Source organism: Pseudomonas sp. S60, from assembly GCF_016647865.1.
Classification (GTDB): domain Bacteria; phylum Pseudomonadota; class Gammaproteobacteria; order Pseudomonadales; family Pseudomonadaceae; genus Aquipseudomonas; species Aquipseudomonas parafulva.
Genome location: NZ_JACVVH010000011.1, coordinates 89,535 through 111,344, shown reverse-complemented (window position 1 = coordinate 111,344; position 21,810 = coordinate 89,535). Strand labels below are relative to the sequence as shown.

Here is a 21,810-nt window from a genome sequence, read left to right as displayed (position 1 = left end):
CGTCATTCGAAGGGGATGATGCCCTCGACGTCGCCTTTGCGCAGTTGCCCGCGATACACCCGCAGCACCTCATTGCGCCTGGCCGCGCGCAACACGGCCTGATGCCCGAGTTTGCGCTGCTCCCACAATTTCAGGTGCCCGCGCTGGAAGTTTCTGTCAGGGGTGTCCGCGCCAGGGTAGTGGAAGTGCGCCTCCCACAATCGTTTACCTGAAACACGCTTGATTTCGTAGGTATCCAGGTAGTCGGTGGGTGACAATTCCACCCGACGTTCAACTCTCGCCACCGCTAGTTCGCCAATGCCGTGTAGAAATTTCAGGGCGTTCAACGTCGGCGCCTTGCTGGTCAGGTAGTGGGTCTTGAGCAGCTCCTGCTTGCTGTCCTCAAGCTCATCCACGGCGGCCTGTGCACGCTCGGCCAAGGCCTTGTCCGACGCAGTGCGCGGCAACAGCGCCCGGGTGTCACGCAGGTCCTTGATATGTTGATCGATCACCGTGGACAGCCCCAAAGGCTCATCCTTGCTGAAAAAACGCTTGGCCATGACCAACGTTGTACCCACGCTGTCGATCAGCCTGCCAAGCCTGTTTCGCAGCACCTCAGGCGCATGCGGCCTGGCAGGTGCCAGCTCCTGCTGCGGTGCGCCCTGTACCTCCCACCACTGGCTGTTCTGCCTGCGGAACGTGCGCAGCACCTTGTCGCGGCTGTCGCGCTGCTGCACCTCTGCCACACCGTCATCGCCCACCGCCTCGATACCCACCACGCTACGGCCACGGTGCGTGCGCACCAGGCGACGTACACCGCCGCGCGCCGCATACACGGGTGTGCGGGGGCGAGCAGCTTCGACCTGTTCCAGTTCGCGGACGCTGGCCGCCATTTCTTCACTGGCCAGGTCCTTGAGCCTGCGTAGCACCTGCAGGAACAGCTGGAGCTTGTCCGGGCGGATTTCGGCCGGCTCGACACTGGCCAGGTACTCCGCCCGGCCAATGGTTTCCTCATAGCTGTCGATCACATCGTTGAGCACCGCCACACGCTCTTCATCGGTCAAACCGCTGCCTGCCAGCTCGCCGTGCGCACTGCCCGCGCTGCGCAGGTTGTCACCGGCGAGCATCTCGTAATATTCATCCAGCTGCGCTTCACTGGTACCGTTCAAACGGTTGAGCGCCAACTCACCCAAGTCCTCGAGCAACCTGAACTCCAGGTCGATGGCATTCAGGCGGCGGTCCTGGATGACGCGGCTCAACTCATGGTGTTTGTTGGCCTGCCGCCCATTTTCATCCCTGAAGACGATGTCGTTGTCCTTGAGCGTACTCTCCAGCAACGGGTCGAACTGTGCCGACAGCGCCACCATGTCACTGCCCCATTGCCACACGCGCTCCAGGGATTTCACCAACCGCTGGTACTGCTGCTTTTCCTCATCGGTTTCGGGCAGCAGTGCAATTGCCTTGTGCTGGCCGTCGATGTCTTCCTCGTTGATCATGGTGGCCAGCAGGTTGTAGTACGTCTCGCAGGTGGCAATGAGGCCTTCCCGGATCGTGCTGCGCTGACGGCGAATGGCGTCTTCCACGACCTGGCTGGAAAGCCGTATGCGCCCGCGCTCCATCAATACCCTGTCGTGCTCGGCGTCCTGTGCGACAAGCTGCTTGAGGTCATTGGCCAGGTATTGCCGCTGCCCCCTCCTCAACTGCTTTTGCAGGCTCAGCATTTCCTGCTGGTGCTCGTCGGGCTGCGCCAGGCGCTCCAGCTCTTCGATCCTGGCGGTGGACCTGTCGACCTCGTTCTTGTGCCGCTCATAGGCCTCGACGAGGCCCTTGCGCTGCTCGGTCAGGCGCGCATCCTCATCACGCATGCGTGCCTCCTGCCGAACATTCTGCTCGCGCATCAGTTCCACGCGCCCCCTTGGCATACCCCCACTCAAACGCAGCCCATGATCGATACGCCATACCCCTGCTGTGTGCTGCAACCAAGGGCCGGGGTTGCCCAGTGCATCGACGATGCGCACGCCATGCTCGCCGGGCGCAACGCGATAGGTGTCGCCCCGAAGCTTTACGTAGTGCTGGCCATGCTGCCAGTACAACCCAGCCGCATTCCCCGCCTGCACGGGGTCAACGCCTTCGAGCGATGCATCGGCGCGCATGGCTTCCAATCGTTTACGCAGTTGGGCGGGTAGCACGTTGAAGCCCTCGCCACCGCTGAAGGAAAAATCGAGCAGTGCACCGCTTTTTTCCAGTGCGCCCGGTAGGTAGACCTTGCCTTGCAGCATCTGGGCTCCAGCTCCCAGCACTGGGCGTACCGACCCAGGCCCAGGGCTGTCGCTGGGCATGGCGTCTGGCAGGGTAGCCGGGTTGCGGGTCAACCTGGGTGCATAAGCATGGCCAACGACCATCACCAGGTTGAGGAGCATGTCGACCACCGCCGCAGACCGCTCGAAGTCGCTGCCTTCGCGAATGGCCTGCAGGTCTGCGCTGGCGGCATTGAACATTTGCACCAGCCACAGCGCGACAGCAGCCGGGCCACGCACCACCAGGCTTGCCACGTCGAACAGCAACCAGGCCCCCTGGGTAAGGATTGCCCAGCGGCTCTCTGCGTTGGATACCGAGTTGCGATCCGCCAGCTCCACCAAGAGGTCGCGATTGGCGGTGTACATCTGCAGGTCGACATCGCTGCGCCAGAACCGCGGCCAGAACTGCGCGGGCGCCACCGGGGCGGGCAATATCGACGTGTCCACGATGGCGCCGCCCAGGTGAGGCTCAGTGAACCCACCGTTGGCATACACACGCCTGGCCTCTGGCGCCAGCCAGGCCAGCAGGCTGGCCTGCAGCGCCTGGTCATCGCGCACTGCCTGCATCATGGCCTCGACGCTGGCGAACGCCAGAACGGCCGCCTTTCCATAAAGCGGCCGGTACAACACGACGCTGCCAGGCTCCGCGTTGAACAACACGTACATGCCCCGGACCACATCGTAAGCCTGGCTGTCAGGGTCACGGCGCAGGGCGAACGGCATCAGCATGCTTGCCGGCAGCAACGGGTCGACTTGCCCGCTGCAATAGTCGCAGATCGCTTGCAAGGCTGCCTCGCTCAAGCTGCCATGCAGCTTTGCCCGCAGTGCGCGCAGCATGAAATCGCAGCGCCATTCCCGGGTGAAGCGCTGCACCCGCTGCGCCAACCCCGTCGGCTCGTTCAGCTTGCTGGCCACATAGGCTGGATAATTACCCCCCACGTCTACACGCTCTACCAGCGCCTTTGCATAGTCGGCGGTCATCCAGCCCATTATCAATTGGCCTTCGCGGTGGGTGATGGACGTTATGGTCGCACCCTCCAGCGAGCTGAGGTTGGCAATGGCGAACTGGGTCAGGCTGAGGGTGCGCTTCTCGAGCGCGCCATCACCGGCCCCCACCCCGGCACCACCCGGCACACCGAATGCCGAGGTCAGCTCCAGTTGCAGGTCATCGGGAAAGTAGTTGGCATCCACCGGGTGATCGTGCAGCAACTGCTCACGCAACTGCTGGCTAGCGTAGCCGTGCAGGTCGAGTACGCCATCAAGGGCTGCAACACCGTCGGATTCAGCTTGGGCCAGGGCCAGCTCATAAAAGGCCCTTTGGCAGGCAAAACTGTCCGGGGCCGCCACACCTAGCAGCCCACGGGGCGGCTTGCCATCCAGCGCGGGCTGGTTGACGTAGCCCTCGATGAACCACTGTGCAGGGTCGGTCAGGGCCAGGCAGGCCTGCTCCAGGTCGGCAACACCGTTCAACGCACTGCGGCGCAGGCTGCCGACCTGCTCCAGCATGCACTCCAGCAGCATTGCCGTCTGCTGGGAAAACGGATCACCTTCCAGCTCATGCCGGTGCCAGCTGATGCTGTCGTGGCTGGCCAGGCTTGGGTATTCAGCCTGCAACGCCTGGGCAAACGCATCGAAGCCCGGGTAGCCCCACACGGTGCCGGCCGGCTTGCACCACAGCACGATATCAGCCTCGTCCCATTGGCCATATACCAGCAAATCGGGCAGAAAACGGCTGGTCGCCTTGCCGTCGACGGTGGTTTCGATCTGCACGAAAAACACGCTGGGACGTTGCCCTGCCCCGCGCAACAAGCCGCGTACGCACGCCTGTTGCTGGGGCCCTAACCCCTGCAATGGCAGGTTGTACAGGGTGGCCGACCTGATCATCTGCTGTAACCAGCGATCACGGCTGACACCTGCACTACCATCGGCGCGCCAGTAGTCGACCTGGGCCTGGTTGAAACAGCCCCAGATGATCAGCAGCAGGTCATTGAATGCCTGGGTAAGCGGCGCCAGTTCGATCTGGTCACCTTCTGCGGTCTGCAGCGGGTCGGGGATGGCGAAAAAACGTCGAGCATCAAGCGTCAGGTACTGCTTCTGCCCCGCGACCTGCGAAAAATTCAGCGGTGTACCCGCGTACAGGGCCTGCAACGCCACATCCACCAGGGGCGTGGTCGATACGCGCTGCCCATCGGCACTGGGCAGGGCAAGGCCAAGGCGATCGGCATCCGTGAGTTCGGGGCGATGGACCTTGATCAGTGGGTAGTGCTGAATCAGCAGCTGCATGATCTGCGTGCTCACCACCTGCCGCAGGGTGGGGCGGCTGGCGAACTGGGCAGCCACCAGGGCTTTGAAATCGGTGGGTAGTGCGTAGGGGTCCGGCATGGTCACGCCTCCTGAATGAGCGGAGGGTGAGCCTGCCTTCAGCGGGTTGGCAGCTGGGTGTACATATTGCTGCCTACAGGTACCCGCGCCCTGCGCCAGGCCCACAAACAGGGTTTGCAGGCCCGGCGACGGGCAAGGTCAGATCAGCTGTAGACACGCCCCAGCAGCTGGCGGTGGCTTTCGAACTGGTCCAGTACGTCGCGTACGATCTGCTCCGGTGCAAAGCCCATCAGGTCGTACTCCTGGCTGCCATCGTGCAGGTACACCTCGGCACGGTAGAAGCGCTGCCTGACTTCCGGCTCGCCTTCCACCGGCGCTTCGCTCGGTGCAGCCATGTAGCCGTCAAGGCTGACCTCATAGACGAACGGGTTGCCCTCTTCCATCATCACCCGCAGGCCCATCATGTTGCGCGACTGGCCGACACGGGTTTCTACCTCGAAGCCCAGTGTCTGCAATTGCGCGGCGGCTTCCTTCAGTGCCGGGCTTACCTGTTTGTCCATGAAGCGTTGCACCACGGCCTGGTTAGGCTGCAGCTCCAGCTGGCTGAGGCGCTCGCTGAAGCCGCGGCGGCCACGGGCGGCCAGCTCGGCGCGCTCCTGTTCAACGGCCACATCCTGCTTCATGGCCTTGTACAGGCCGAACATGAACAGCACCAGCACCACCGAGAACGGCAGGCCAGCCAGCACCACCATGGTCTGCATGGCTTCGAAGTTGCCCGCCAGCAGCAGGCCGATGGTGACCAGGGTGATGATTACCGACCAGAACACCACCATCCAGTGCGGCGCATCCTCGTCCACCTTGCCGCCCTTGCAGGAAAGGTTGGCCATCATCACCGCGCCGGAGTCGGCGGGGGTCAGGAACAGCACGAAGCCAACGAATACCGCCACACCGATCACCACCTTCGCCGCCGGGAAGTATTCCAGCAGTTGGTAGATGGACATGGACGGCTGTTCCAGCGCGGTCTTGCCCAGTTCCACCGCCCCATGGTTGATAACCAGGTCCAGGGCGGTGTTGCCGAAGATCGACAGCCAGGCAAGGGTGAAGCCCAGCGGAATCAGCAGCACGCCGCTGACCAGTTGGCGTACGGTACGGCCCTTGGAAATACGGGCAATGAACATGCCTACGAACGGGCCCCAGGAAATCCACCAGGCCCAGTAGAACACGGTCCACAGGCCCAGCCAGCGCTCGGACTTGCCGGCTTCGCCTTCATACACGTACAGGTCGAAGGTTTTCAGCACGATACCGTTGAGGTAATCGCCCACGTTCTGCACCAGCCCGTTGAGCAGGTGCAGGGTTTCACCCCCCAGCAGCACGAACATCAGCAGGCCGCTGAACAGGGCAATGTTGAGGTTGGACAGCCGGCGGATGCCGTTCTCCACACCCGACACCGCTGCCACGGTGGCCACCCCGGCCATGACCAGGATGACCACCAGCAGGTTGGTCTTGCTGTGGTCCATGCCGAACAGGTACTCGAGGCCCGAGGCCACCTGCATCGAGCCGATACCCAGGTTGGTCACCAGGCCCAGCAGGGTCACGAACATGCCGAAGATGTCCACGGCGTTACCCGCGGCGCCCTTGACCCAACGCTCACCCACCAGCGGGTACAGCGCCGAACGCAGGGCCAGCGGCTGGTTGTGCCGGTAGGCGAAGTAACCCACTGCCAGGCCGACCAGTGCGTAGATCGCCCAACCGTGCAAGCCCCAGTGCAGGAAGGTCAGTTGCAGGCCCTGGCGCGCGGCCTCCAGGCTGGCCGGGGAGCCCTCGGGGGGGTTGAAGTAGTGGTCCAGCGGTTCGGATGCACCGAAGTACAGCAGCGAAATGCCGATACCCGACGAAAACAGCATGCCGGCCCAGGCACCGTAGCTGAAGTCAGGCTGGTCGTCCTTGCCGCCCAGCTTGAGCTTGCCGTAGTCGGAAAACGCCAGGTAGATGACGAACAGCAGGTAGCCGCAGATCACCAGCATGTAGTACCAGCCGAAGGTACGCGTCAGCCACTGCTGGGCAACGCCCAGTACCTGGCCGGCAGTTTCGGGTACAGCGATCAGCAAGGCAGTCAGAACGAGGATCATCAGCGCGGAGGTGAAGAACACCACGCGGTTGACCCGTACCCTCTCGGCAGGAGGGTTTGTAAGTGAGGCAGAAGTCATTGCACGAATGCTCCGGGCAGTACGGCTGTGGAGGCTAATCTGTTTTTCCCGAGCAATTGGTGGAATATCCCCACTGCATCAGGTGTTATAAAAGCACCCTGGGAATCGCGGTTCCGAACCGATCCGCTGCAAAACACACACAGGTGGCCCTGCTGCAAATGCCCCGCGCCGGCTTGCGGTGCGCGCATTGGTCACAGGTACACCGCCCGCTCCAAGGGCCTGCCGCACGGTCCAGCACCGCACGGCAGCATCTGCGTCTTGCATCGCTAGCACCCGCGCAGGCTTTACCAGCCGGGGGTTTCGCGATTTTCTGGGGTGACAATTCGTGCCTGATCGACCGCCTGAAAAACTGTCAATGGCACAAATTGTCGCAGAGCTTATTCTTTATTGATTGAACGTTCAATCAAAACAAAATAGACTGGTCTTCGCCGAGTCAGCCGCCTGTCGTCTGCTCGCAGGCCTGAGGAGATAGCAAGATGCCCAAGGTCGGTATGCAACCCATCCGCCGTCAGCAGTTGATCGAAGCCACATTGCAGGCTGTCGATCAGGTCGGCCTGGGGGATGCCAGCATTGCGCTGATTGCCCGTTTGGCCGGGGTGTCCAACGGCATCATCAGTCACTACTTTCGGGACAAGAATGGCCTGATCGCAGCGACGATGGGCTACATCATGAGCATGCTCAACGAGGGCGTGCGGGCACGCCGCCAAGCCTTGACCGACGATACGCCCCGCGCCCACCTGAAAGTGATCATCGAGGGCAACTTCGATGCCAGCCAGGTGAATGGCCCGGCGATGAAAACCTGGTTGGCGTTCTGGGCTTCCAGCATGCACCAGCCCGATCTGCACAGGTTGCAACGGATCAACGACCACCGTTTGTACTCCAACCTGTGTTGCCAGTTCCGCCGCGCCCTGCCGCTTTACCATGCGCGCAAGGCAGCCCGCGGCCTGGCAGCCCTGATCGATGGCTTGTGGCTGCGTGGCGCCCTGTCGGGGGATGCCTTCGACACCGACCAGGCAATACGGATTGCTTACGAATACATGGATCTACAACTGGCCAAGCAGCACACCCTGGGCACTGACCCAGGGGCTGAAAAACGGCGCGCAGCCCTTGCCAACCCGGCGGGAGCGTGACCCCAGGCCAACCCACACACTGCACTTGCGAGGACACTATGGCCCGTTTCGGAACGCAAAAACTCTACATTGATGGCGGTTACGTGGATGCTGGCAGCGATGCCACCTTCGAAGCCATCAACCCGGCCACCGGCGAAGTGCTTGCCCACGTGCAGCGTGCCACCGAGGCTGACGTCGAGAAGGCCGTCGCCAGCGCCGAGCGTGGCCAGAAAGTGTGGGCGGCCATGACCGCCATGCAGCGCTCGCGCATTCTGCGCCGTGCCGTCGACATCCTGCGTGAACGCAATGACGAACTGGCCATGCTCGAAACCCTGGACACCGGCAAGTCGTACTCCGAAACCCGCTACGTCGACATCGTGACCGGTGCCGACGTGCTGGAATACTACGCAGGCCTGGTGCCGGCCATCGAGGGCGAGCAGATCCCACTGCGCGAATCGTCTTTCGTCTACACCCGCCGCGAGCCCCTGGGCGTTACCGCAGGCATCGGCGCCTGGAACTACCCCATCCAGATCGCCCTGTGGAAATCCGCACCGGCCCTGGCCGCCGGCAACGCGATGATCTTCAAGCCGTCGGAAGTGACCTCGCTGACCACCCTGAAACTGGCCGAGATCTACACCGAAGCTGGCCTGCCTGATGGCGTGTTCAACGTACTGACCGGCAGCGGCCGCGAAGTCGGCGGCTGGCTGACCGAGCACCCGCGCATCGAGAAAATCTCCTTCACCGGCGGCACCACCACCGGCAAGAAAGTCATGGCCAGCGCCTCGAGCTCGTCGCTCAAGGAAGTGACCATGGAACTGGGCGGCAAGTCGCCCCTGATCATCTGCGCCGACGCCGACCTGGACAAGGCCGCCGACATCGCCATGATGGCCAACTTCTACAGCTCGGGCCAGGTATGCACCAACGGTACCCGCGTGTTCATCCCGGCCGAGCTGAAAGCTGCCTTCGAAGCCAAGATCGTCGAGCGCGTGGCACGCATCCGCGCTGGCAACCCGGAAGATGAAAACACCAACTTCGGCCCCCTGGTCAGCTTCCAGCACATGGAAAGCGTGCTGGGCTACATTGCCAAGGGCAAGGAAGAAGGCGCCCGCGTACTGTGTGGCGGCGAGCGCATGACCGACGGCCTGTTCGCCCAGGGCGCATTCGTGGCACCGACCGTGTTCACCGATTGCACCGACGACATGACCATCGTCAAGGAAGAAATCTTCGGCCCGGTAATGAGCATCCTCAGCTACGAGACCGAGGAAGAGGTGGTACGCCGCGCCAACGACACCGAGTACGGCCTGGCAGCGGGCGTCTGCACCAACGACATCAGCCGCGCCCACCGCATCATCCACCAGCTCGAAGCCGGCATCTGCTGGATCAACGCCTGGGGCGAGTCGCCGGCCGAAATGCCGGTGGGTGGTTACAAGCAATCGGGCGTAGGCCGTGAGAACGGCATCAGCTCGCTGGCCCAGTACACCCGCATCAAGTCGGTTCAAGTCGAACTGGGCGGTTACGCGTCGGTCTTCTGATCCACAGCGTCTAGCCGCTCGCTACTCGCTGCAAGAAAGCGCCGGCTGGCAACCTGCCAACCGGCCCTTGCAGGCCTCGTCCATCCGTGAGCTTCGCACGGCTGCTGTTCCTTGCAGCTCGCAGCTTGAAGCTCGCCACTGCTTCCGGAGGAAGCCCCATGGAATACGATTACATCATCGTGGGTGCCGGCTCTGCCGGTAACACCCTGGCCACCCGCCTGACCGAAGATGCCGGCACCACCGTGCTGCTGCTCGAAGCCGGGGGCCCCGACTACCGTTTTGACTTCCGCACCCAGATGCCAGCCGCCCTGGCCTTCCCGCTGCAGGGCCGCCGCTACAACTGGGCCTACGAGACCGACCCCGAGCCGCACATGGATGGCCGCCGCATGGAGTGTGGCCGTGGTAAAGGCCTGGGCGGATCGTCGCTGATCAACGGCATGTGCTACATCCGTGGCAACGCCATGGACTTCGACGGCTGGGCCGAGCTGCCTGGCCTGCAGGACTGGACCTACCTGGACTGCCTGCCGTACTTCCGCAAGGCGGAAACCCGCGACATCGGCCCCAACGATTACCACGGTGGCGAAGGCCCGGTCAGCGTTGCCACGCCCAAGGCTGGCAACAACCCGCTGTTCCACGCCATGGTCGAGGCCGGCGTGCAGGCCGGCTACCCGCGCACCGAAGACCTGAACGGCTACCAGCAGGAAGGCTTCGGCCCGATGGACCGTTCGGTGACCAAGAACGGTCGCCGCTCCAGCACCGCCCGCGGCTACCTGGACCAGGCCAAGAAACGCCCCAACCTGACCATCGTCACCCACGCCCTCAGCGACCGCGTGCTATTCGATGGCAAGCGTGCCGTGGGCGTGACCTACCTGGTGGGCGATAGCGAAGAGCGCGTCGAAGCGCGCGCGCGCAAGGAAGTGATCGTAAGCTCCGGCGCCATTGCCTCGCCGCAGCTGCTGCAGCGCTCCGGCGTGGGCCCGCGCGCCCTGCTGGAAACCCTGGGTGTGCCGGTGGTGCACGACCTGCCAGGCGTGGGCGAGAACCTGCAGGACCACCTGGAGCTGTACCTGCAGTACGCCTGCACCCAGCCGGTCTCGCTGTACCCGTCGCTGCTGTGGTGGAACCAGCCGGCCATCGGTGCCGAATGGCTGTTCAATGGCACCGGCATCGGCGCCAGCAACCAGTTCGAGGCCGGTGGCTTCATCCGCACCCGCCCCGAGTTCAAGTGGCCGAACATCCAGTACCACTTCCTGCCGGTCGCCATCAATTACAACGGCTCCAACGGCGTGAAGGAGCACGGTTTCCAGGCGCACATGGGCTCGATGCGTTCGCCAAGCCGTGGCCGCGTGCAGGCCAAATCCAGGGACCCGCGCCAGCACCCGAGCATTTTGTTCAACTACATGGCCACCGAGCAGGACTGGCAGGAATTCCGTGACGGTATCCGCCTGACCCGCGAAATCATGGCCCAGCCGGCGCTGGACCCTTACCGTGGCCGCGAAATCAGCCCGGGCGCGCACGTGCAAACCGACGAAGAACTGGACAAGTTCATCCGTGAGCACGCTGAAACAGCGTTCCACCCGTCCTGCTCGTGCAAGATGGGCACCGATGACATGGCCGTGGTCGATGGCGAGGGCCGCGTGCATGGCATGCAGGGCCTGCGCGTGGTCGACGCCTCGATCATGCCGATCATCATCACCGGTAACCTCAACGCCACCACCATCATGATTGCCGAGAAAATTTCGGACAAGATCCGTGGTCGCCAGCCATTGCCGCGCAGCACTGCCCAGTATTACGTTGCGGGCGATGCGCCGGTGAAAGGCGCGCCGATGCGCGAAGTGAAGCAGGCGTAAGCCGCCCCACAGGTAGCATGGATAAAGGCACCCACTGTGGTGCCTTTTGTACATCTGCAGAAACGCTTTACATGCTGGCAATTCATCGGGTTAGAATCGATTGGCACGCGACTTGCCAGTCAAGCCTCATTCTTCCCGCAATATCCCGGAGTACCTGCCTTTGGATGCCAGCACCATCAACAGCCTGTTCCTGATCGGCGCATTGCTGGTGGGTGCAAGTATTCTGGTCAGCTCGCTGTCATCGCGCCTGGGCATCCCTATTTTGGTCATCATCCTCGCCGTCGGCATGGTCGCGGGCGTGGACGGCGGCGGCATCATCTTCAACAACTACCCCACCGCCTACCTGGTGGGCAACCTGGCGCTGGCCGTCATCCTGCTCGACGGCGGGCTGCGCACGCGGGTTGCCAGCTTCCGCGTCGCCCTGTGGCCAGCGCTGTCGCTGGCCACGGTGGGGGTCATGATCACCACGGCGCTGACCGGCATGGTCGCCGCCTGGCTGTTCAACCTTAGCCTGATCCAGGGCCTGCTGATCGGCGCCATCGTCGGCTCCACCGACGCCGCAGCGGTGTTCTCGCTGCTGGGCGGCAAGGGGTTGAACGAGCGGGTCACCGCCACCCTTGAAATCGAATCGGGCAGCAACGACCCCATGGCGGTGTTCCTCACCGTCACCCTGATCGACATGATTGCCAGTGGCCAGACCGGGCTGCACTGGAGCCTGCTGGGCCACCTGCTGCGCGAGTTTGGTATCGGCGGGCTGCTGGGCCTGGGCGGTGGGTGGCTGATGCTGCAACTGGTCAACCGCATCAACCTGGCTGGCGGCCTGTACCCCATTCTGGTGGTGGCCGGCGGCCTGGTGGTGTTCTCGCTGACCAACGCGCTGCACGGCAGCGGCTTCCTGGCCGTGTACCTGTGCGGCCTGGTGCTGGGCAACAAGCCAATCCGCAGCCGCCATGGCATCCTGCACATGCTCGACGGCATGGCCTGGCTGGCCCAGATCGGCATGTTCCTGGTGCTGGGGCTGCTGGTGACGCCCCACGACCTGTTGCCCATCGCGGTACCGGCACTGGGCCTGGCCCTGTGGATGATCCTGGTGGCACGCCCGCTGTCTGTGCTGGCTGCACTGCTGCCGTTCAAGGCCTTCCACGGGCGTGAAAAGGGCTTCATTGCCTGGGTCGGGCTGCGCGGCGCAGTCCCCATCATTCTGGCGGTGTTCCCGCTCATGGCCGGCCTGCCCGACGCCCAGCTGTTCTTCAACCTGGCGTTCTTCATCGTGCTGATATCGCTGCTGGTCCAAGGCACCAGCCTGCCGTGGATGGCCAAACTGCTGAAGGTGACCGTGCCGCCAGACCCAGCGCCCATTTCGCGCTCGGCGCTGGAGGTGCACATCACCAGCGAGTGGGAAATGTTCGTGTACCGCCTGGGTGCAGAAAAGTGGTGCATCGGCGCAGCCCTGCGCGAACTCAAGATGCCCGAGGGCACCCGGATTGCCGCACTGTTCCGTGGCGAACAGCTGCTGCACCCCACCGGCAGCACCGTGCTGCAGGTGGACGACATGCTTTGCGTCATCGGCCACGAGCACAACCTGCCCGCGCTGGGCAAACTGTTCAGCCAGGCGCCGCAGCGCGGCCTGGACCTGCGCTTCTTCGGTGACTTTGTGCTCGAAGGTGACGCAGAGTTGGGCGCGGTGGCGTCCCTGTACGGCCTGAAAGTGGACACACTCGACGCGCAAATGCCACTGGCGCAGTTCATCCGACAGAAGGTCGGAGGCGCGCCAGTGGTAGGCGACCAGGTGGAATGGAACGGCACGATCTGGACCGTGGCGACCATGGACGGGAACAACATCCAGAAAGTGGGCGTCAGATTCCCCGAAGGAACGCGACCAGGACCAGGATTGTTCCTCTAAACTTCGTTTCTGCCTGATCCATAAGTAGCCTGCCTATGTCCTTTCGCGTGTATCTGCGCACAGCCCTGCTGGGGCTGTGCCTGTCCCTTTCCTTCGCAGCCGCTGCGGCAGAAGCCCCAACCACCGCCAGCGTGCAGAACAGCCTCGACAAAATTGCCGACCGCAAGCTGCCCGAAGCGGATCAGAAGGCCCTGCAGCAGGTGCTGGAACAGACCCTGAACCTGCTGGCCAGCAAGGAAGACAGCGAACGCAAGCTGGCCGCATTGAAGCAGCAGTTGGCCAATGCCCCGAAGGAAACCAGCGACAGCCAGAAAGAACTGGCCCGGCTCAAGCAAAGCCCCGCGCAACCGGTAGCGCAGCGCTATGCCAGCCTGTCCGTGCCGCAGCTTGAACAGATGCTCAGCGAGCGCACCACCCAGCAGGGCGAGCTGCAGAAGGCACTGTCCGAAGCCAACAGCCTGATCATCAACTCGCAGACCCGCCCGGAGCGGTCCCAGGCCGAGATCAGCAGCAGCCAGGCACGTACCCAGCAGATCAACAGCACGCTCAAAAGCGGCAAGGACGCCGGTAAACCGATCAGCGCCGACCTGCGCAACCAGCTCAATGCCGAACTGGCTTCGCTCAATGCGATGACCACGCTGCGCCGCCAGGAACTGGCTGGCAACAGCCTGCTGCAAGACCTGGGCAATGCCCGCCATGACCTGCTGATCGAACGCGCCGCACGCCTTGAGCAGGAAATTCAGGACCTGCAGACCCTGATCAACAGCAAGCGCCTGGCCCAGTCACAGGAAACCGTGACCCAGCAGTCGATCGAGGCGCAAAAAGCCGGTGGCAGCAGCCTGTTGGCAACCGAGAGCGCGACCAACCTGCAACTGTCCGACTACCTGCTCAGAAGCACCGACCGGCTCAACGAACTGACCCAGCAGAACCTGCGGACCAAGCAGCAGCTCGACAGCCTGACCCAGGCCGACCAGGCACTGGACGAGCAGATCAACGTGCTCAAGGGCAGCCTGCTGCTGTCCAAGATCCTCTACAAACAGAAGCAGACCCTGCCCCACCTCAAGTTGGACCGTGACCTGGCTGACCAGATTGCCGACACGCGGCTGTACCAGTTCGAAGTCAACCAGCAGCGCGAACAGATGAGCAGCCCGGTGAGCTATGTAGACAAGCTGCTGGCCGGGCAACCCCAGGAAGAGGTGACGCCCCAGCTGCGCAAGGCGCTGCTGGAGGTGGCGATCACCCGCAGTGACCTGCTGGAGCGGCTTAACCGCGAGCTGTCGGCGTTGCTCAACGAGTCCATCACCCTGCAGCTGAACCAGAAGCAACTGCTGGGTACGGCACAGAGCCTGCGTACCACGCTGGACGAGCAGATGTTCTGGATCCCCAGCAACAAGCCCCTGGACTGGGACTGGCTGACCTACGTGCCCCAGCGCCTGGCCGACCAGGTAGCCAACCTGCCCTGGAGCTCGGGGCTGAACGAGCTGGCGGACGGCCTGGTGCAGCGCCCGCTGCTGTTCCTGCCGCTGCTGCTGGTGATCGGTGGCCTGCTGTGGCGGCGCAAGAACCTGTACGCCAGCATCGACAAGGTCCACCAGGATATCGGCCACTTCCGCCGCGACAGCCAGTGGCATACGCCGCGGGCAATCCTGATCAACATCCTGCTGGCGATGCCGGTGAGCCTGGGCCTGGCCCTGTGCAGCTACGCCCTGCAGATCGACGCCCGTGGGCAGAACGCCAACCTGGGCGCCGCCTTGTGGCAACTGGCCCAGGCCTGGCTGGTGTTCTACACCGCCTATCGCATCCTGTCGCCAGGCGGGGTGGCGGAGGTGCACTTCCGCTGGCACAAGCCTCAGGTCGAATTCCTGCGTGGCTGGGTGCGCCGCCTGGGCACCGTGGTGCTGGCCCTGGTAGGCGTGGTGGCCGTGGCGGAGCATCAGCCCTCGGCGCTGGCGGATGACGTACTGGGCATCGGCGTGGTGCTGACCTGCTACGCACTGATGGCGTGGCTGCTCAGCCGCCTGCTGCTGAGCAGCCCGGCACACCGCGACACCTCGCTGTTCCGCAAAGCCGTGGGCGTGGCGTTCACCGCGCTGCCCATCGCCTTGTTCATGGCCGTGTGCTTCGGCTACTACTACACCGCGCTGAAGCTGACCGACCGGCTGATCTATACGCTCTACCTGCTGCTGTTCTGGCTGGTGATCGAAGCCGCCTTCGTGCGCGGCCTCTCGGTGGCAGCGCGGCGCCTGGCCTACCAGCGTGCGCTGAGCAAGCGGGCAGCGGCCAAGGAGGGGCTGGACGGTGAGGTCATCATCGAAGAGCCCACCCTGGATATCGAACAGGTCAACCAGCAATCCCTGCGCCTGATCCGCTTGGCCCTGCTCGGCGGGTTCATTGCCGGGCTGTACTGGGTATGGGCAGACTTGATATCGGTGTTCGCCTACCTCAACAATTTCGTGCTGTATGAGTACACCAGTGGTACCGGCGCGGCCGCCAGCATGGTCCCGATCAGCCTCGGCGACCTGCTGGGCGCGCTGGTGATCGTGGGCATTACCTTCGCCCTGGCCGGCAACCTCCCTGGCCTGCTGGAGGTGCTGGTGCTGTCACGGCTGAACCTGGCCCAGGGCAGCGCCTACGCCACCACCACGCTGCTTTCGTACACCATCGTCGGGGTAGGTATCGTCAGCACCCTGTCCACCCTGGGGGTGAGCTGGGACAAGCTGCAATGGCTGGTGGCGGCACTGTCGGTGGGCCTGGGTTTCGGCATGCAGGAAATCTTCGCCAACTTCATTTCCGGCATCATGATCCTGTTCGAACGCCCGGTACGCATCGGCGACACCATCACCATCGGCAACCTGTCGGGCACGGTCAGCAAGATCCGCATCCGGGCCACCACCATCACCGATTTCGACCGCAAGGACATCATCGTCCCCAACAAGACCTTCATCACCGGCCAGCTGATCAACTGGTCGCTGACCGACACGGTCACCCGCGTGACGCTCAAGCTTGGCATCGACTACGGCTCCGACCTGGACCTGGTGCGCGACCTGCTGCTCAAGGGTGCCCACGAGAACCCGCGCGTGCTCAAGGACCCGGAGCCGCTGGTGTACTTCCTGCAATTTGGCGAAAGCTCGCTGGACCACGAACTGCGCATGCACGTGCGCGACCTGGGCGACCGCAACCCGACGCTGGACGAGATCAACCGCTACATCAACCGTGAGTTCAAGGCCCACGACATCAAGATCTCGGTACGCCAAGTGGAGGTGTTCCTGATGGACACCAAGGGTGGCAAACAGCAGCTGATCCCGCAGGGCCCACCCAAACCCGATGGCACTGCTGCGGTGTAGCAGGCTCGAATGCCTTATGCTTCGCTGAACTTCAGGAGCAGCCTGTGAAAGCACTCGACCAACTGACCTTCGACAACCGCTTCGCCCGCCTGGGCGACGCCTTCTCCACCGAGGTGCTGCCAGAGCCTATTGCAGAGCCGCGCCTGGTGGTGGCAAGCCAGGCAGCCATGGCCCTGCTGGACCTGGACCCGGCTCAGGCCGAGCTGCCGGCTTTTGCCGAGGTGTTCAGCGGCAATAGCCTGTGGGACCAGGCCGAGCCACGGGCCATGGTCTATTCCGGGCACCAGTTCGGCAGTTACAACCCGCGCCTGGGCGATGGCCGTGGCCTGTTGCTGGCTGAGGTGGTCAACGATGCAGGCGAGCACTGGGACCTGCACCTCAAGGGTGCCGGCCAAACCCCGTATTCGCGCATGGGCGATGGGCGCGCCGTGCTGCGCTCATCCATTCGCGAGTTCCTCGCGTCCGAAGCCCTGCATGCCCTGGGCATCCCCACCAGCCGGGCGCTGTGCGTGGTCGGCTCCAGCACTCCGGTGTGGCGCGAAACCCGCGAAAGCGCTGCGATGCTGACGCGCCTGGCCCACAGCCACGTGCGCTTTGGCCATTTCGAGTATTTCTACTACACCAAGCAGCCCGAACAGCAACGCCAGCTGATCGACCACGTGTTGCAACAGCACTACGCCGAGTGCCTGACGGCCGAACAGCCCTACCTGGCCATGTTCCGCACCATCGTGGAACGCAACGCCGAGCTGATCGCCCGTTGGCAGGCTTATGGCTTCTGCCATGGGGTGATGAACACCGACAACATGTCGATCCTGGGCATCACCTTCGACTTCGGCCCGTTCGCGTTCCTCGACGATTTCGATGCCAACTTCATCTGCAACCACTCCGATGACCGGGGCCGTTACAGCTATGCCAACCAGGTACCCATCGCCCACTGGAACCTAAGCGCGCTGGCCCAGGCGCTGACCACAGTGATCGAAGTGGAGCCGCTGAAAGACGCGCTGGGGCTGTTCCTGCCGCTGTACCAGGCCCACTACCTGGACCTGATGCGCCGGCGCCTGGGGCTGACCACTGCCGAGGATGACGACATGGCGCTGGTCGAGCGCCTGCTACAGCGCATGCAGAGCGGCGGCGTGGACTACAACCTGTTCTTCCGCACCCTGGGCGATCAGCCGGTGGCCGAGGCGTTGCAGCGGGTAAGGGACGACTTCATCGACCTGGCCGGCTTCGACGGCTGGGCGGCGGACTACCTGGCACGCTGCGCCCGCGAACCTGCCAACGCCGAAGGCCGGCGCGCGCGCATGCATGCGGTAAACCCGCTTTATGTGCTGCGCAATTACCTGGCACAGAAGGCCATTGAAGCGGCTGAGGGCGGGGATTACACAGAGGTGCGGCGCCTGCATGCAGTGCTTTGCGAACCGTTCGAAGAGCAGCCAGGGATGGAAGCCTATGCCCAACGCCCGCCGGAGTGGGGCAAGCACCTGGAAATCAGCTGCTCTTCCTGATTCAAGCGTTGTGGGTAGGGCTGCACACAATGGGAGCAGTTGTCTTCCATAAAATCTGAACGCTGGCGCAATCCACCTTGTGGGAGCGGCTTCAGCCGCGAACACCAGCGAAGCCGGTGCCATACACCGCACTGTTTGCTTCGCGGGTAAACCCCACAGTGAATAGGCCTTGCTTACTGAAACACTGCCCTATACGTGTGACTTCTTACGCGCCTGCCAGCAATGATTCGTAAGGAATGCGGAGGCCATCATGGAGACGCTTGATCATCGAGAGACTCAAGCCCCGTTTACCATTTAGCACTTCCGATACTCGGCCACTTGCGCCGATATAGGGTTCAAGATCCCGTGCAGTAAGTCCCTGTTGGTCCATGCAAAATTTAATGGCTTCAATCGGGGTAGCAGGATGGATTGGGTAGTGCTTGCTTTCGTAAACTTCGATCAGCGTGACTAGAACTTCCATTTCATCGGCCTCAGCCGTGCCAGCCTCTGCTTGGAAAATAGCTTCTAGCCTCTCGAATGCCGCTCGCAGATCATCATAATTGCGGATCGGTTTAATATTCATTGACTGTCTCCACGTCGATTTCGTCATACCGCTCGTGCGTACCGATGAACTTAACCCATGCAATACCCGCACGGTATTGAATCTCCACGACTAGCCGATACTTATTGCCTCCAATGTTGAAGACAACGCGGTTATTGCCACAGACACTGGCACTACCCATTTGATTCTTCACATCCTGTGGCGTTCGCCATTCTGCCTTGAGCACGATGTCATGCCAGCTTTCGAGGGCCGATTTGGCGTCTTGACGGCCAGGCGACTCCGAAAATTTCACCAAACTGCTCTTGGCAATAATACGCATCCAGGCCAATCTCCCTTTTTGGGAGATTATGCCGAGAGTTTACCGACGCAGCAAGCTCTCGCCAAGCCAGCTACTCCCCCCGCTCCAGCAAATCGTGCAACTCCACGAATTGCTGTGTCAGCTTGTGCCGCGGTTCGAGGTGGATCAATGGCAGGCTGGCGTGGTGCGATTCGCGCATTTTCACCGAGCTGCCCAGGTAGACCGGCAACACGGGCAAGCCTTCGGCCAGTAGCTCGTCGAGCATCTGCTGGGGCAGGCTGGCGCGGGCCTGGAACTGGTTGACCACAATGCCTTCGACCTGCAGGTCTTCGTTGTGGTCATCTTTCAACTCCTCGATTTCCGCCAACAGGCCGTAAAGGGCCTGGCGCGAGAAGCTGTCGCAGTCGAAAGGAATAAGCACCCGATCGGCAGCGATCAACGCTGAAACCGCATAGAAATTCAGTGCAGGCGGCGTATCGATGTAGATTCGGTCGTAGTCCTCGTCCAGCGCCTCGAGCAGCTTACGCAGCTTGTTGATCTTGTGCTTGGCCTCGAGCTTGGGCTGCAAGTCGGCAAGCTCCGCCGTGGCAGTGACCACATGCAGGTTGTCGAACGGGGTTTCGTAGATGTCCACCTTGTTCTTCTTGGCGAACGGCCCGCTGGACAAACTCTGCTTGAAGAAGTCGGCAATGCCCATGGGGATGTCGTCGCCGGTCAGGCCGGTGAGGTACTGGGTGGAATTGGCCTGGGCATCCAGGTCTATCAGCAGGGTACGGTAACCTTCATGGGCACTCACCGCCGCCAGGTTGCAGGCGATGCTCGATTTGCCCACGCCACCTTTCTGATTGAATACCACGCGCCGCATGGCTGATCTCCGTGTGTAGACGAGTGCCCGAGTATGTGCGGGCCACGTGACAATAACCAGCACCGTCGCAGGCAATAGCAGCCTGCCAGCACGCAGCACCGGCTGTCGGAAACAGGCAACTATTCGATCAGACGTTGCCACACGCGATTGAAGGCGTTGTCTGTTTGGATCCGAATCCATTGCTACATGCACGCCGCACCGGGATAATGCGCGCCACTCGACGAACGCACCCACCCTTGCAGGCATGCGCCGAGTCATTCCCTCGGCATGGAAGTCCCTCGGGGCGGGAAAGAGAAACCACTGTGATCACCTTTGATATCACCCAATGGCGTGCCTGGGCTCCGGGCCTTTCGGCGCCTGCTGATTGGCAGGCCTGGGCCTGTGGGCAGCAGCCACCCGCTGGCGATGCCGCGGCACCCGACGTGGCCTTTTTGCCCGCGATGCAGCGGCGGCGGCTCAGCCACATGGCGCGGATGGCGTTCGCCGTGGGCTGGCCCCTGGCCGAAGGGCAGCCGCAACTGCCACTGGTGTTCGTTTCACGGCATGGTGAAACACCGCGTACGTTCTCGATCCTCAGCGAGCTGGCGGCGAAACAGCCGTTGTCGCCTACCCAGTTCAGCCTGTCGGTACACAACGCAGTAATCGGCCTGTGGTCGATCCTGCGCGGGTCCACGTGCGAAATGACCGCGCTGGCCGCCGCCGGCGACGGCTTTGAGCAAGGCATCCTGGAAGCGGCCGCGCTGCTGGCCGAAGGTGCGCCAGCCGTGCTGCTGATCGTTACCGAGGAGCAACCACCGCAGGTGTATGGGCCGTGGATAGACGACGTGCCCTTCGCCTATGCGCTGGGCCTGTTGCTGACCCCGGGCAAGCAGTGGCAACTGGCACCCGCAACCACCGCTGAACCGTCACGGCACGGGGCATTGCCCCATGGCCTCAGTTGGCTCAAGGCCATGTTGACGGGCTGCGATTCTTTCACCCACACATGGATGCGTCGTACATGGAACTGGCACCGTCAGCAGTGAGCAGGCCCCGCGACGCCTACCATTGGCGCCTGCTGGCAACCGCCGCGAGCTTCTTTGTATTTGGCTTGGGCTGCCTGGCCCTGCGCCTGCTGGTGTTCCCGTTGCTGGCGTGCCTGCCTGGGGGCAGCGGCCGCCATCGCCTGCGTGCGCGGCGCACCATCAGCTGGCTGTTCTGGCGTTTCGTGCGCTTCATGCGCGCCGCCGGCGTACTCACCTACCAGATCGACGGGGCAGAGCGCCTGGGCCGGCCCGGGCAGATGATCATCGCCAACCACCCTTCGCTGATCGATGTGGTGTTCCTGATTGGCCTGGTGCGCCAGGCCAACTGCGTGGTCAAGCAAAGCCTGTTCGACAACCCGTTCACCCGCGGGCCGGTCAGCGAAGCCCAGTACATCGGCAACAACGGCAGCATGGACATGCTCGACGCCGCCGTCGACTCGCTGCAGCAGGGCCAAACGCTGGTGATCTTCCCCGAAGGCACGCGTACCCCGCCAGGCCAGGCGCCGGCCTTCCATCGCGGGGCCGCCGCCATCGCCCTGCGTGGCGCGAAAATGGTCACCCCCGTCACCATCAGGGTCAGCCCCACCACGCTGACCAAGAACGAACCCTGGTACCGCATTCCCAGCCGCCGCGTGCACCTTACCTTCAAGGTAGGTGCCGATATCGACCCCCAAGTGTTCAGCGCCCTGGGCCCGGCGCCCAAGGCCTCTCGCCTGCTGAACGATTACCTGCATGACTACTTCCTCAAGGAGCTCGCCGCCGATGAGCGCGCCACAGCAAGACCTCAACCGTGACCTCAAACAGCTGATCATCGACGCCCTGGGCCTCGAGGACATCAGCGTCCAGGACATCGACGACGAACAGACCCTGTTCGGCGAAGGCCTGGGCCTGGATTCGGTAGATGCGCTGGAGCTTGGCCTGGCGATCCAGAAGCGCTACGGCATCAAGATCGATGCCGATGCCAAGGACACCCGCAACCATTTCAGCAACGTCGCCACCCTGGCGGCATTCGTCACTGCCCGTCAGGCCGCCTGAG

General features: G+C 62.9%; 14 protein-coding genes. 9 read left to right on the top strand and 5 right to left on the bottom strand.

The features are described from left to right. Positions 1–2: 2 nt before the first annotated feature. Both IAE33_RS07995 and IAE33_RS07990 read right to left on the bottom strand, forming a co-directional pair. Complete coding sequence (locus IAE33_RS07995; protein WP_201163063.1) at positions 3–4,658, bottom strand: dermonecrotic toxin domain-containing protein; 4,656 nt, start codon at positions 4,656–4,658, stop codon at positions 3–5. A gap of 143 nt (positions 4,659–4,801) precedes the next feature. Continuing rightward, a complete protein-coding gene (locus IAE33_RS07990; protein WP_201163062.1) occupies positions 4,802–6,805 on the bottom strand; it encodes a BCCT family transporter in 2,004 nt (667 codons plus the stop codon). A gap of 476 nt (positions 6,806–7,281) precedes the next feature. Here IAE33_RS07990 and betI point away from each other — a divergent pair, with 476 nt between their 5' ends. The 6 genes from betI to selO all read left to right on the top strand — a co-directional run bounded on the left by betI (position 7,282) and on the right by selO (position 18,048). Further along, positions 7,282–7,935, top strand: a complete 654-nt coding sequence (gene betI / locus IAE33_RS07985) for a transcriptional regulator BetI (protein WP_028631990.1) — start codon at positions 7,282–7,284, stop codon at positions 7,933–7,935. 38 nt (positions 7,936–7,973) lie between these two features. Continuing rightward, on the top strand, positions 7,974–9,446 hold the full coding sequence (betB, locus tag IAE33_RS07980; protein WP_028631991.1) for a betaine-aldehyde dehydrogenase: 1,473 nt from the start codon (positions 7,974–7,976) through the stop codon (positions 9,444–9,446). A 158-nt stretch (positions 9,447–9,604) separates the two neighbouring features. Next, entirely contained in the window at positions 9,605–11,296 is a 1,692-nt protein-coding gene (betA, locus tag IAE33_RS07975; protein WP_201163061.1) for a choline dehydrogenase, read from the top strand. A 160-nt stretch (positions 11,297–11,456) separates the two neighbouring features. After that, positions 11,457–13,199 (top strand): potassium/proton antiporter, encoded by a 1,743-nt coding sequence (locus IAE33_RS07970; RefSeq protein WP_201163069.1) that lies wholly within the window; start codon positions 11,457–11,459, stop codon positions 13,197–13,199. A 35-nt stretch (positions 13,200–13,234) separates the two neighbouring features. Further along, positions 13,235–16,543, top strand: coding sequence for a mechanosensitive channel MscK (gene mscK, locus IAE33_RS07965; protein ID WP_201163060.1), 3,309 nt, complete (start codon positions 13,235–13,237; stop codon positions 16,541–16,543). Between the two features lie 44 nt (positions 16,544–16,587). Further along, positions 16,588–18,048 carry a protein adenylyltransferase SelO gene (gene selO, locus IAE33_RS07960; RefSeq protein ID WP_201163059.1) on the top strand — a complete coding sequence of 487 codons (1,461 nt, stop codon included), beginning with the start codon at positions 16,588–16,590 and terminating at the stop codon, positions 18,046–18,048. A 205-nt stretch (positions 18,049–18,253) separates the two neighbouring features. On the opposite strand, the gene IAE33_RS07955 is transcribed toward selO, so the two are convergent. From IAE33_RS07955 to IAE33_RS07945, 3 genes are all read right to left on the bottom strand, one after another. After that, positions 18,254–18,610, bottom strand: coding sequence for a helix-turn-helix domain-containing protein (locus IAE33_RS07955; RefSeq protein ID WP_028631996.1), 357 nt, complete (start codon positions 18,608–18,610; stop codon positions 18,254–18,256). Continuing rightward, complete coding sequence (locus IAE33_RS07950; RefSeq protein ID WP_201163058.1) at positions 18,600–18,908, bottom strand: type II toxin-antitoxin system HigB family toxin; 309 nt, start codon at positions 18,906–18,908, stop codon at positions 18,600–18,602. Before IAE33_RS07950 ends, IAE33_RS07955 begins: the two co-directional genes overlap by 11 nt. Positions 18,909–18,978: 70 nt before the next feature. Continuing rightward, positions 18,979–19,752 carry a ParA family protein gene (locus IAE33_RS07945; protein WP_201163057.1) on the bottom strand — a complete coding sequence of 258 codons (774 nt, stop codon included), beginning with the start codon at positions 19,750–19,752 and terminating at the stop codon, positions 18,979–18,981. 302 nt (positions 19,753–20,054) lie between these two features. Between IAE33_RS07945 and IAE33_RS07940 the strand changes: the two genes are divergently transcribed. From IAE33_RS07940 to IAE33_RS07930, 3 genes are read left to right on the top strand one after another with little or no spacing between them, the layout of a single operon-like run. Further along, positions 20,055–20,774 carry a beta-ketoacyl synthase chain length factor gene (locus tag IAE33_RS07940; protein ID WP_201163056.1) on the top strand — a complete coding sequence of 240 codons (720 nt, stop codon included), beginning with the start codon at positions 20,055–20,057 and terminating at the stop codon, positions 20,772–20,774. After that, a complete protein-coding gene (locus tag IAE33_RS07935; protein ID WP_028632000.1) occupies positions 20,750–21,568 on the top strand; it encodes a lysophospholipid acyltransferase family protein in 819 nt (272 codons plus the stop codon). Before IAE33_RS07940 ends, IAE33_RS07935 begins: the two co-directional genes overlap by 25 nt. After that, positions 21,537–21,809 (top strand): phosphopantetheine-binding protein, encoded by a 273-nt coding sequence (locus IAE33_RS07930; RefSeq protein WP_028632001.1) that lies wholly within the window; start codon positions 21,537–21,539, stop codon positions 21,807–21,809. Before IAE33_RS07935 ends, IAE33_RS07930 begins: the two co-directional genes overlap by 32 nt. The last annotated feature ends 1 nt before the right edge of the window (position 21,810 follow it).